The following is a 13379-nucleotide window of genomic DNA, read 5'->3' as shown; positions in this document are numbered from 1 at the left end:
ATTCAGAATATGATAATTTTATTTTCTTACGAGCTGTTTAAGGTATTCGCCATAACCGCTTTTACCATATTTTTCAGCGGTCTCCAGCAGCTTTTCTTCGTTGATGAATTTATTCCGGAACGCAATTTCTTCAATACAGCCTATTTTGAAACCCTGTCTTTTTTCAATAACACTTACAAATTCAGAAGCATCATTCAGGGAATCAAAAGTTCCGGTATCAAGCCAGGCAGTACCTCTGTCCAGAACACCTACTTCAAGTTTTCCTTTGCTTAAATAAACATTATTGACATCCGTAATTTCAAGTTCTCCTCTTGCAGAAGGCTGTATGTTTTTTGCAATCTCCACTACCTCGTTATCGTAAAAATATAAGCCGGGAACTGCATAATTCGATTTTGGGTTTAAAGGTTTTTCCTCAATAGAAACAGCTTTAAAATTATCATCAAATTCTACAACACCATATCTTTCGGGATCAGAAACATGATAAGCGAAAACCACTCCACCATCCGGATTGGTTTTGTTCTTCAGTAAAGTGCCCATTTCAGAACCATAAAAAATATTGTCTCCTAAAACCAGTGCAACAGGATCGTTGCCGATGAATTCATCACCTAAAATAAAGGCCTGTGCCAGTCCGTCCGGGCTTGGCTGTACAACGTATTCTATATTACAACCGATCTGGGATCCATCACCTAAAAGTTTGATAAATCCTGCCTGGTCATGTGGAGTTGTGATGATCAGTATATCTTTAATCCCAGCTAATAACAAAGTTGACAGAGGGTAATAGATCATTGGTTTATCATAAACAGGCATCAGTTGCTTGCTTACGGCAATGGTAAGAGGGTAAAGTCTTGTTCCGGATCCTCCGGCTAATATAATACCTTTCATCTTGTGTGTGTTAATTATACTGTTTTTCGTAGTATTTCTGATAATCACCGTTTGTTACATTCTCCAGCCACTCTTTGTTTTCAAGATACCAGTCAATGGTTTTTGAAAGGCCTTCTTCAAAAGTCACAGATGGTTTCCAGCCCAAATCTTTATTAAGTTTAGTCGCATCAATAGCATAACGCTTATCATGCCCTGGTCTGTCTTTTACAAAAGTGATTAATTTTTCTGAATGTCCTTCTGGTTTTCCTAATTTGGAATCCATTTGCTTGATCAGTTCTTTCACCAGATCAATATTCTGCCATTCATTGAATCCTCCGATATTGTAAGTTTCACCTGTTTTAGCTTCATTAAATATCTGATGAATGCCTTTTGCGTGGTCTATTACAAATAACCAGTCTCTTGTATATTTTCCATCACCATAAATTGGCAATGGTCTTTCATTAATAATATTAGAAATACACAGAGGGATTAGTTTTTCAGGAAAATGATTCGGGCCATAATTGTTCGAACAATTAGATATGATGAACGGCATTCCGTACGTGTTTCCATACGCTCTTACCAAATGGTCAGATGCAGCTTTTGAAGCGGAGTAAGGTGATTGCGGGTCGTAAGCGGTTGTTTCAAGGAAAAATCCTGTTTCGCCAAGACTTCCGTATACTTCATCCGTAGAAACGTGATAAAATAAATTACTTCTTTTTTCATCAGGAAATCTGCCATGTGTGTGATCCTGGTTGAGGGTCCAGAATTCCTTACATAAATTAAGAAGATTGGCAGTCCCATTCACATTGGTATTAATGAATGCCATAGGGTCTGTAATACTTCTGTCTACATGACTTTCTGCCGCCAGATGCACTACAGCATCAGGGTTGTATTTTTCAAATACTTTTCTTAATTCTTCAGGTTTTGTAATATCTGCCTTTTCGAAAACATAATTAGGCTCATTTTCAATGTCCTTTAGATTTTCTAGATTTCCCGCGTAGGTAAGTGCATCCAGATTTATAATTGTCGTGTCCGGATTATTTTTTACAAATTCTCTTACAACATGAGAACCTATAAATCCGGCTCCTCCGGTAATGATTATATGTTTCATTTATTTATTTTCTATGGTCTTTCTTCCGATACTCTTATAATGAAATCCATTCTGCTCAGGAATTTCCAGCGGATACATATTTCTTCCGTCAAAAATAACTTTGTTTTTCATTTTCTTAGCCATCAGTTCAAAATTCGGATTTTTAAACTCAGGCCATTCCGTAGCAATGAATAGAGCATCCGCATCTTCAAGAGCGTCATACATTCCTTTTGCATAATGTATTTTATCACCAAGAAGTTTCTGTACATTACTTTCTGCTACCGCATCATACGCAGCAATTTCTGCGCCTTTTTCTAATAAAAGAGCAATATTGTCCAAAGAAGATGCTTCACGGATGTCGTCTGTGTTGGCCTTAAATGCCAGACCCCACATGGCAATTTTCTTTCCGCTGATATTTCCTCCAAAGTATTTCTCAATCTCTGAAACCAGAATTACTTTTTGTGTAGTATTTACCTTTTCTGTAGCCTCAAGGATTTGGAAATTGAAATCCTCCTGTATTCCGGATTTTATAAGGGCTTTTACATCTTTAGGGAAGCAGCTTCCGCCGTATCCGATTCCCGGAAATAAAAACCGGTGCCCGATTCTGTCGTCACTACCCATTCCAAGCCTTACTTTATCTACATCAGCGCCTACTTTCTCGCAGTAATTGGCAATTTCATTCATGAAAGTGATCTTTACGGCAAGGAATGAGTTGGCGGCATACTTCGTAAGCTCCGATGATTTCTCATCCATAAATATGATCGGAATTCCTGTATTGGTAAATGGCTGGTAAATCTGAGCCATGATACTTTTTGCTTTTTCAGAGCTGGCACCCACAACGACTCTCGAAGGATTCATGGAGTCTTCCACAGCAAATCCTTCTCTTAAAAATTCGGGATTGGAAACTACATCAAAAGGAATGTTCGTTTTAGAAGCAATTACTTCTCTTACTTTATCAGCGGTTCCTACGGGAACAGTACTTTTGTTTACGATGACCTTATATTCTGTCATCATTTCTCCAATATTATTGGCAACCTGGATTACATATGAAAGATCTGCAGATCCATCTTCTCCAGGTGGTGTTGGAAGCGCTAGGTATATGACTTCGCTTTTGTCTAAAGCCTCCCTAAGATTGGTGGTGAAAAATAATCTTTCGGATTGAATGTTTCTCAGAAACATCTCTTCAAGGTTCGGCTCATAGATGGGAACAACGCCGTTTTTCATACCTTCTACTTTCTTTTCATCAATATCAACACAGTATACTGAATTGCCAAGTTCTGCCAGGGTAGTACCTGTAACCAGCCCTACATAACCTGTTCCTACAATTGTTATATTCAAAATGTATGTTTTTAAATTTCAGGACAAAAATAATAAAAATACCTTCACCTGCCTGTTTAATTTACCTTAATCAAAATTTTAAGGTATTTACTTGATAATTAAGCAGATTTTGCTTTTTTAGAAAAAATGCGTATATTTGCAGTGGATTTACAGGAAAAATGGGAAGGCTTCGGAAGAAAGCCTTTTTTCGTACTGGTAAATCAAGATAATTAATGTATGGAGTTTAGAAAAAGAATTGAAGAATTATTAAATGAATTCCTTGAGACCAGAAAGGATTTGTTTCTTGTTGATCTGAAATTTTCTGCAGGAGATGATATTACTGTGATCTTGGATGGTGATAATGGGGTGACTCTTCAGGACTGCCTTGATGCAAGCCGTGCGATAGAGTTTAATATGGATCGTGAAGAGCATGATTTTAGTCTTCAGGTAATGTCTGCGGGACTAAGTGAGCCGCTCTCCGCTCCAAGACAGTTCAGAAAAAATTTAGGAAGAGAAATAGAAGTATTGCTGAATGATTCTTCCAAAATTGAAGGTGAGCTGGCAAAAGTGGATGATGAAAAGATCACACTTATTTTACGCTACCGAAAGCCGAAAGAAGTCGGAAAAGGGAAAGTGGATGTGGAGGAGGAAAAAGAAATTCCTTACTCTGAGATAAAAAAAGCGTTAGTAATAATTAAATTTTAAAAGAAAAAAAAATAGATGGATAATATAGCGTTGATTGAATCCTTTGGTGATTTTAAAGACGAAAAAGGGATCAGTAAGATTGATCTTATGGCAATTATTGAAGATTCACTGAAAACCCTTTTGAGAAAAAGATTCGATTCAGATGATCATTTTGATGTAATTGTGAACCCTGATAAAGGAGATTTTCAGATATTTTTAAATAAAACGATTGTAGAGGACGAGATGTCTGAAGATGACGATCTGGAAATTGAGCTTTCTGAAGCTAAGAAAATTGACCCTACTTTTGAAGTAGGTGAAGATTTTACAATGGAAATTCCTGTTGCTCAGCTGGGTAGAAGAAATATTCTTACCTTAAAACAGATCCTGGCCACAAAACTTCAGGAACATAATAATGCAATGCTTTATGAGCAGTTCAGAGATAAAATTGGGGAAATTGTTATTGGAGAGATCCACCACATCCGTCACAAACATGTGATCTTATTGGATGATGAGGAGAACGAATTCATTTTGCCGAAAGAAAACCAGATCCCGTCCGACTTCTTTAAAAAGGGCGAAAATATCAGAGCTATTGTTGAAACAGTAGATTTTAAAGGTTCAAAACCACAGATTATTATTTCCAGAACTGCACCTAAATTCCTAGAGAAATTATTGGAGCTGGAAATTCCTGAAATCCAGGACGGAACGATCATGCTTAAGAAAGTAGTAAGAATTCCTGGTGAGAAGGCGAAGATTGCAGTAGATGCTTATGATGACAGAATAGATCCTGTAGGTGCTTGTGTAGGAGTGAAAGGGTCCAGAATTCATGGGGTTGTAAGAGAGTTGAGAAATGAAAACATCGATGTGATTCAGTGGTCTAAAAACCCTGAAATCATGGTGAAAAGAGCTTTAGGAAATGTTACCATCAACAAAATTGATATCAACGAGGATGCAAACTATGCCCTAGTTTATACTCCGGTTGAAGAGATTTCTAAAGTGATCGGAAAACAAGGACAGAATATCAGACTGGCTTCTTGGTTATCCGGATATGAAATTGATGTGTATAGAGAATCCAGTGAGGATGACGATGTTGATTTGAGAGAATTTAATGACGATATCGAGCAGTGGATTTTGGATGAATTTAAGAAAGTAGGTCTTACGACTGCGAAATCAGTATTGGATAAGGATACTGAAAGTCTTCTAAACATGGTAGATCTTGAAGAAGAAACTATCGAAGATGTTAAGCGTATTCTAAGAGAAGAATTTGAAGATTAAGATTTTTAATGGAATTTTAATAAACAGTAAAAAGAAATACTTTAATTTTAAGAATTAAAAAAAATAGTAAATAATATAGATGCCAAAAATAAGATTAAATAAAGCGGTTAAGGAATTCAATATCTCGATGTCCAGATTAGTAGAGTTTTTACAGTCAAAGGATTTCGAAGTTGAAAACAATCCTAACGCTCAATTAGAAGAAGCGGCATATTCTGCATTGGAGGCTGAGTTTGCCAAAGACGGCGAACAGAGAAAGGCTTCCCATGAGGTGGTGATCACTAAAGTTCCGGAAGAAAAACTGGAAATTGAAGAAAAGAAAACCCCTGAAGTAATAAGAGCTAAAGCAAATAAACCGGAAACTAAAATTTTAGGTAAAATAGATCTAGAATCTAAAGCTCCCGAAGTTGAGGAAGCTCCTGCAGCACCAGCACCTGTAGCAGCACCTGTTGAAGAGAAGAAAGAAGAAGTTGTGGCTGAGCCGGAAGTTAAAGCAGCTCCTGAAAAACAGGAATTCAAAGTTCTGGATAAAATAGATCTGTCCCAAATAGAATCCAGAAATAGACCTGTAAAAAAAGATAAACCCAAAATGGAGGAGAAAAAAGAAGAGGAAAAACCGGCAGAACCTGTGAAAGAAACTCCAAAGCAGCCTGAGCCTGCTGAAAATAAGGCAGAGCCTCAAAAACCAGCTGAGACTGAATCTCAGGAACCTCAGAAAATAGAAACTGTGTATCAGAAACTTGACGGTCCTAAGATTGTTGGTGAAAAGATTGACTTAACACAGTTTGCTCCAAAACCTGGTTCAGGTGCTAAAAAGAAAAGAAAGAGAATTGAAAAACCCGGAGGCCCAAATCAACAAGGGCAGGGGAACAATCAAAACTCAGGAAATAATAACAATAACCAAGGCGGTCAGGGTAACCGTCCTCAAGGTCAGGGAGGGCCAGGAGGAAACCGTCCACCAGGACAGGGTGGTCCAGGAGGTAACCGTCCGCCAGGCCAAGGAGGTCCGGGTGGTAACCGTTTTGGAAATAACCAAGGAAACCGTCCACCAGGTCAGGGAGGCGGATTCAAAAAAGGTCCGGGCGGAAACAACAACAGACCAGGGCAAAGAACCATGCCTGTTGAGCTTACCGACGAGCAGGTTAAAAACCAGATCAAGGAAACCCTTGAAAAATTAACTAATAAAGGAGGTAAATCTAAATCTGCCAAACATAGAAAAGATAAAAGAACGTACCGTAGAGAGCAGGATGAACGTCAGCAAGAAATTGATGCTCAGGACAGATCATTAAAAGTTACCGAATTCATCACAGTAGGTGAGCTGGCGAGTTTAATGAATGTTTCTCCAACAGAAGTTATTTCTGCTTGTTTCTCTTTAGGTGTAATGGTAACAATGAACCAAAGACTGGAAGCTGATACTTTGTTATTAGTTGCAGATGAATTTGGTTATAAAATAGAATTCTCAGATGCTGACCTTGAAGAGGTTGAATCTGAAGAGGATATGGATACTGAGGAGGATCTTTCTTCAAGAGCACCAATCGTAACGGTAATGGGTCACGTTGACCACGGTAAAACGTCTTTACTTGACTACGTCAGAAAAACCAACGTTATCGCTGGTGAGTCAGGAGGTATTACCCAGCATATTGGAGCATACAATGTAAAATTAGAAAACGGACAAAGAATTACATTCTTAGATACACCGGGTCACGAAGCGTTTACCGCGATGAGAGCCAGAGGTGCTCAGATTACCGATATTGCAATTATCGTAATTGCAGCTGATGATGATGTGATGCCTCAAACGAGAGAAGCAATTTCTCACGCGCAGGCTGCAGGAGTACCAATGATCATTGCTTTAAACAAAGTGGACAGACCAAATGCTAATCCTGATAATATCCGTCAGCAGCTTTCCGGGATGAATATCCTGGTAGAAGAATGGGGTGGAAACGTTCAGGCGCAGGAAATTTCCGCGAAGTTTGGTAACAATATGGATGTTCTTTTGGAAAAAGTATTACTTCAGGCAGAAATGCTTGATCTGAAGGCTAATCCTGATAGAGCAGCTCAGGGAGTTGTCATTGAAGCTTCACTGGACAAAGGAAGAGGGTATGTTGCTACAATGTTAGTGCAGACCGGAACCTTGAGAGTTGGAGATTATGTAGTGGCAGGTAAAAACCACGGTAAAGTAAAAGCTATGCTTGATGAAAGAGGCAGAAACCTTAAAGAAGCAGGTCCTTCAATCCCTGTTACGATCTTAGGTCTTGACGGAGCGCCGACAGCTGGTGACAAATTTAAAGTATATTCAGATGAAAGCGAAGCTAAAACAATCGCCAATAAGAGAGAGCAGTTGCAGAGAGAACTTTCAATAAGAACTAAGAAGCATACTACACTTGAAGAACTTGGAAGAAGAATTGCTTTAGGTGAATTTAAAGAACTGAATATTATCCTTAAAGGTGACGTGGATGGTTCCGTAGAAGCATTATCTGATCAGTTACAGAGATTATCTACAGCAGAAATCAACGTTAATATCCTACATAAAGGGGTTGGACAGATCACTGAATCTGATGTTAACTTAGCAACTGCTTCTGACGCAATTATTATCGGATTTAATGTTAGAGCCGGTGCTAATGCTAAAGAATTGGCTGATAAGGAAGAAATCGAAATCAGAACATATTCAGTAATTTATGCAGCTATTGATGAGGTTAAAGAAGCAATGGAAGGGATGCTTTCTCCTGAGATCAAAGAACAGGTAATTGGTAATGTTGAAATCAGAGAGGTGTTTAAGATCTCTAAAGTTGGTACCATTGCAGGATGTATGGTTCTTTCAGGAAAAGTAACCAGACAGTCGAAAGTGAGAGTACTGAGAGATGGTATCGTTAAATTTGACGGAGAGCTGGAAAGCTTAAAACGTTTCAAAGATGATGTGAGGGAAGTAACCAAAGGTTACGAGTGTGGATTGAACCTGAAAGGTTATAACGATATTGAGGTCGGAGATATTCTTGAAGTTTACGAAGAAGTAGCTGTTAAGAAAAAACTGAAGTAATAGTTTATCTGTAAATTACACGAAAGAATCCGTTTCACAACAAATTTGTGAAACGGATTCCTTTTTTATTATAGTCTTTATTTTTTAAATCCGGTTAGATAATATGGTATTAATAGTTTTTACTTGCAATAAATTCGGAAAAAAGAAGGATTATAAAAAAAGTCCGTTTCACGGCCAGTGAAAACGGACTTTTACAGAATGTCAGAATCAAACGTTATTGATTAATCTACTGAAGTATCCACTCCTTGCAGCTCTCTTATAATTCGGTCTGTGTCATCACATATACCATTATGATTATGATCTCCCCCATGCTCTTCACAAAAATCTGGAATACCATTTAGGGTCATGCAGTTTTCAATGTATTGAGAAGTTGAATTTTTCACATAAGCACTCGTTAAATTTGGTGCACCCGGTGAAAATTCAACAATATCAGTAACTGATATTATTGCATCGTTAATAGGATATGGTTTTGCTACATTAGCATATATTCTATTGAATTGTACCGAATTGGTTTGTTGACCTGCCGGAATAATTACATATTGAGTATCTATTGTAGTTGAATTTTTTTTGATAGTTATCCATACCATTCTATCATAAGCACTTACATCGGTTGCTGTTGCTACATATACATAGGATTTGCCACATTCTAAAACTCTTTCTTCTACTAAGTAAGCCGATATGGCTCGAGTTTCTAAAACAGGAAGGTCAGGAACAATTTTGGATGCTGCATTCGGATTCAAAGGGTTTGAATTTTTACTCAGAGATAGGATTGAATTCAGGTTGAATTCAGCTTGCTTGTAATAATCAGAGGCTGTTCCATTAGAGAATTCTTCTTTGTCTGTATTCTTATCGACTTCACATGATTGAAAAAAGAATAATAAAATAAAGAAAGAAATAATTGTATTTTTCATAATATTTTTTTTAAAAATACAAATTATTTTGATATATATAGCCTGTTTAAATTTTATTCAATAATAATTTTAAAGCGGATAATTTAATCATGTTTTCGAAAGATTCATACGTAATTCATAGTTTCAGCGACTTTTGGAAGTGAAAATACATTAGTATATTCCTCTTTTGGGTATCTGGAACAAGATGGTCTTGTTCCGAATACTTTTACTTTTCCCAAATTAAGAGTACAGCTTTGAATACACTCAACTATGACAGGTTGATGTCACAAGCTGTTAATAAAATTAGTGTAAGTGGACTGGCTGACAATGAGTATGAAGGATCACCCTTTTTGGATAAAGAATTTTTGCCTTCCACCATAAAGGGCGAGACAGGTACATTTCTTTTGAGATACAATATTTTATAATGATGAAATTATTCTGAAAAAAGCTGAAGAATATTTCAAGGTGCCTAAAGAGGGAGTAGAATATTTTAATATAAATAATAAATATATCATAAGATTAATTAATGATAGTTATTATATTCAATCTTCCACGGAAAAAAATAATTTTACCATCGTGAGAAAAGAAACGGTGAAATTTTCTAAAGGGAAAATTGCAGAAAATACATATGGTCAAAGTACACCAACTAAATTTTCCAATTTAAAATCTGATTATTTCCTATATAATTCTGAAACCAAAGTGCTGATTCCTTTAAATTTAAAAGATCTTAAAAAATTATTTCTTTCTAAAAGCTATGATTTTGATCTCTTTTTTTAATAAAATAAATTAAAGAAAACAGAAGATTATAATGCATTGATTGAAGTACTCACGAAGTAAGTTGGTCATGAAAGACAAAAATGTATATTATCCTTTTATCTTTTCTTGCTAAAAGCTATATTGCAGTTGGTTAGCAGTTACTTTCCTTAAGAAAGGGCTTTGATTTTAAACGACTTTTTTTAAAATATAATTTATATCGATTCTAAATAATATTTTTCGTATTAGTAATAATTTGTTAAAAAAAATAACATTAAGTAAAAAAAAAAAAATTATGTAAATAATGCTGAATAATATTGCTTAATCCATATTATTTTAAAGATTATGAGCAGAACTAATTAACTAACAGTTGTTAATACCGCTATCAATACACTTGTGAGTGTTAATATTTATTAACATATTTGCGAATTAAATATATTAAAATTTGTTAATATGAATGTTAAACTACGTGTATTAAGTGCAGGTGCCTTGTTCTTTCTTGGACAAGCTGCTTACGCACAGCAGAAGCCTGGAGATACAACAACTACGGAAACAGCAATTGAAGAAGTAGTTGTAATTGGTTATAGCCAGGTTCCAAAGGAAACTTATGTGGGTACTGCATCTAAGGTTGATGCTAAGTCGATTGATTCAAAGAACGTATCCAGTGTTGGACAAGCACTTGCAGGAGAGTCTGCTGGTGTTAGAGTTATTAATCCATCGGGACAGCCTGGTACAGATGCAACAATTCGTATCAGAGGTTTTGGATCAGTAAGTGGAAACAGAAATCCACTATATGTATTAGATGGGATGCCTTACACAGGGAATATTAGTGCAATTAACCCTGAGGATATTGAGAATATGATAATTCTTAAAGATGCTACAGCAACATCCATTTATGGAGCAAGAGGTGCTAATGGTGTTGTGGTTATGAATACTAAAAAGGGAAGGTCTAATAAATCTGTTATCCAACTTGAGTCTAAAGTAGGTTTCAATATGGCATTGCTCCCAAGATATTCAACAATAAAATCTCCTGAAGAATATGTAGGATTAAGCTGGCAGGCAATGAGAAACCGTGGAAGATTATTGGGGCAAGCTGATCCTACAGCTTATGCTAATGCAAATCTTTTCGGTGGTGCCGGAATCAGCGCAGATTATAATATTTGGGGAACACCTGCATCTCAGTTAATCGATCCGACCACAGGACAGGTAAGACCTGGAGCTGGTAGGTTATATGATCCGGAAAACTGGGAAGATTATGCTTTCCAAACTTCTGCAAGAACAGAAAATAATTTAAGCATCAGTGGAGGTACGGGTAAAACAACATATTATACTAATATTGGATACTTAAGTGATAAGGGTTATTCTATCAACTCTGACTTTGAAAGATACACGGGTAGATTAAATCTAAGTCATCAGGCAAGACCTTGGTTAAGAGGAGATTTTAACTTAGGATATGCCTATTCAAAAGCTAACAGAAATGGACAGAGTAGTGACTCAGGTAGTATTTTCTGGTTTGTAGATAATATTCCTTCTATATATCCTTTATTCAGACGTGATGCGGCAGGAAATAAGATTCCTGATCCACACTTTGGAGGTTATGAGTATGACTATGGAGATGGACCAAATGGAAGAGGTTTTGGTGGATTAACGAATTCAATTGCAGATGCTACTAACAACCTTAATAAGTTTTATAAGCATGAGATCAATGCCAATATGTTCTTGAAAGCTGATATTACTAAATTCTTAAGTTTTGAAACAAGAATTGGTGGTCAGTACTATAACAACAGCAATGATCAGGTGGACAATCCTTTTTATGGAAATGCAGCAAGTCAGAATGGATATATTTACAAAACCAAAACAGAATTAATGTCTTATAACTGGTTGCAGCTATTAAGATTTAATAAGAAGTTTGGAGATCATAACGTGATGGCTTTTGTTGCTCATGAAAATAATAGCTGGGAACAGAAATTTATGTCTGCAGGAAGACCGAATATTATTGATATGATTCCTGAATTGAATTTAGGGATTGGAGAATCTTTATCAAGTTCATATATAAATAATTATACTCTTGAAAGTTTCTTTGGCCAGTTAACATATGATTACAAGGGGAAATACTTCTTTAACGGATCAGTAAGAAGAGACGGATCTTCAAGATTCTTGAAGGACAAATGGGATACTTTTGCATCTGCAGGTTTAGGATGGTTAGTGTCAAAAGAAGACTTCTTATCAGATAATAAGATTATCACTAACTTAAAGTTAAAAGCAAGTTATGGTACTGTAGGAGATCAGGCCGGAGTAGGAAATTATCCTGGATATAATGTTTATAACCCAGGGAACTTTATGGGGCTTCCAGGAGCAACATATGATAGAAGTGGTTATCCTGACTTGACTTGGGAGAAGTTTAAGGTTTTCCAAGCTGGTTTTGAATTAGCGTTATTTAAAAACAGGGCTATTGAACTTGATGTTGATTATTATAACAGAAAAACTGATAACCTGATCTTTGATACTAGATTGGCACCATCTACAGGTAATGCAATCCTAAAAGTTAACGATGGTAATATGGTTAACCAAGGAGTAGAATTTACTCTAAAGGCACATATCATCAATAAGAATGATATATTTCTTGACTTTGGTGTAAATGGCGAAATCTTGCGTAATAAACTTACCAGAATGCCATTTGACGTGAGTACAGGACAGAGAAAGATTCTTGATTTATCTGAAGCAGGTTTTGGTAGAGCTGAAGGGAGATCTCTTTATGATTATTACATGAGAGAATATGCAGGAGTAAATTCTGCAACTGGTGCTGCTCAATGGTATGTAAACTATACCGATAATAACGGAAATGGTACTTTTGATGCTGGAGAGCAAATTACATCACTTCATGAGTATCAGTCTAAAAATCCTAATGCGGACATCAGAACGGGTGTTACTGAAGTATATTCTCAGGCAACTCAGAAATTCTTAGACAAATCAGCTATACCAGATATAAGAGGTGCATTTAACCTTGATTTTGGATATAAGTCATTTACATTAGGCGTACAGTTCTTATACAGCATTGGAGGATACGCTTATGATAGTGCTTATGCAGGATTGATGGCTAATGGTCAGGTAGGAACAAATAACTGGCATAAGGACATTTTAAACAGATGGCAAAATCCTGGAGATATTACTGATGTTCCAAGAATGTCTTCTAACTATGCGGCTGATGTTAATTTTGCATCAAGGTCAAGCAGATTCTTGATTAAGTCAGATTATCTTGCTCTTAATAACATCCGTTTAGGATATAATCTTTCACAGGATTTTGTAAAATCAATCGGGATTACAGGCTTTAATCTATTCGTAAGTGGAGATAACTTGTGGATTGCAACTAAGAGAAAAGGGTTTAACCCAAGTGTTTCAGAAACCGGAGGTACTAATACTTATGCTTATGCCCCGCTATCTACGATTACATTTGGAGCAAAAATTAACTTCTAATAAGTAA

The 13379-nt window shown here is 36.4% G+C and carries 9 protein-coding genes; 5 read left to right on the top strand and 4 right to left on the bottom strand.

The annotated features are described in order from the left end of the window. Window positions 1–18 precede the first annotated feature (18 nt). The 3 genes from rfbA to ACMGDK_RS08175 are packed head-to-tail and all read right to left on the bottom strand — an operon-like array spanning window position 19 to window position 3289. A complete protein-coding gene (gene rfbA / locus ACMGDK_RS08185; RefSeq protein WP_436807477.1) occupies window positions 19–882 on the bottom strand; it encodes a glucose-1-phosphate thymidylyltransferase RfbA in 864 nt (287 codons plus the stop codon). Window positions 883–892: 10 nt separating this feature from the next. Continuing rightward, window positions 893–1972, bottom strand: coding sequence for a dTDP-glucose 4,6-dehydratase (rfbB, locus tag ACMGDK_RS08180; RefSeq protein WP_436807476.1), 1080 nt, complete (start codon window positions 1970–1972; stop codon window positions 893–895). After that, window positions 1973–3289: a UDP-glucose dehydrogenase family protein gene (locus tag ACMGDK_RS08175; RefSeq protein ID WP_436807475.1), complete on the bottom strand. Its 1317-nt coding sequence runs from the start codon at window positions 3287–3289 to the stop codon at window positions 1973–1975. It lies immediately after the preceding gene. Between the two features lie 216 nt (window positions 3290–3505). Here ACMGDK_RS08175 and rimP point away from each other — a divergent pair, with 216 nt between their 5' ends. From rimP to infB, 3 genes are all read left to right on the top strand, one after another. Beyond that, the gene (gene rimP, locus ACMGDK_RS08170) at window positions 3506–3973 is read left to right on the top strand and encodes a ribosome assembly cofactor RimP (RefSeq protein ID WP_436807474.1); all 468 of its coding nucleotides are present in this window, start codon (window positions 3506–3508) and stop codon (window positions 3971–3973) included. A gap of 15 nt (window positions 3974–3988) precedes the next feature. Beyond that, window positions 3989–5224, top strand: coding sequence for a transcription termination factor NusA (gene nusA, locus ACMGDK_RS08165; protein WP_111959002.1), 1236 nt, complete (start codon window positions 3989–3991; stop codon window positions 5222–5224). Window positions 5225–5303: 79 nt separating this feature from the next. Then, window positions 5304–8255 carry a translation initiation factor IF-2 gene (gene infB / locus ACMGDK_RS08160; RefSeq protein WP_436807473.1) on the top strand — a complete coding sequence of 984 codons (2952 nt, stop codon included), beginning with the start codon at window positions 5304–5306 and terminating at the stop codon, window positions 8253–8255. Window positions 8256–8476: 221 nt separating this feature from the next. Here the strand turns inward: infB and ACMGDK_RS08155 are convergent, their stop codons facing one another. After that, the gene (locus tag ACMGDK_RS08155; RefSeq protein ID WP_436807472.1) at window positions 8477–9166 is read right to left on the bottom strand and encodes a hypothetical protein; all 690 of its coding nucleotides are present in this window, start codon (window positions 9164–9166) and stop codon (window positions 8477–8479) included. 444 nt (window positions 9167–9610) lie between these two features. Here ACMGDK_RS08155 and ACMGDK_RS08150 point away from each other — a divergent pair, with 444 nt between their 5' ends. Both ACMGDK_RS08150 and ACMGDK_RS08145 read left to right on the top strand, forming a co-directional pair. Then, window positions 9611–9922, top strand: coding sequence for a hypothetical protein (locus tag ACMGDK_RS08150; protein ID WP_436807471.1), 312 nt, complete (start codon window positions 9611–9613; stop codon window positions 9920–9922). Window positions 9923–10351: 429 nt separating this feature from the next. Beyond that, window positions 10352–13372 (top strand): SusC/RagA family TonB-linked outer membrane protein, encoded by a 3021-nt coding sequence (locus ACMGDK_RS08145; RefSeq protein ID WP_436807470.1) that lies wholly within the window; start codon window positions 10352–10354, stop codon window positions 13370–13372. The last annotated feature ends 7 nt before the right edge of the window (window positions 13373–13379 follow it).

The sequence above is a fragment of the Chryseobacterium hilariae genome, from assembly GCF_051400735.1.
Classification (GTDB): domain Bacteria; phylum Bacteroidota; class Bacteroidia; order Flavobacteriales; family Weeksellaceae; genus Chryseobacterium.
Note: the sequence above shows the minus strand (reverse complement) of the source record. Positions and strands in the feature narration are given on the sequence as shown.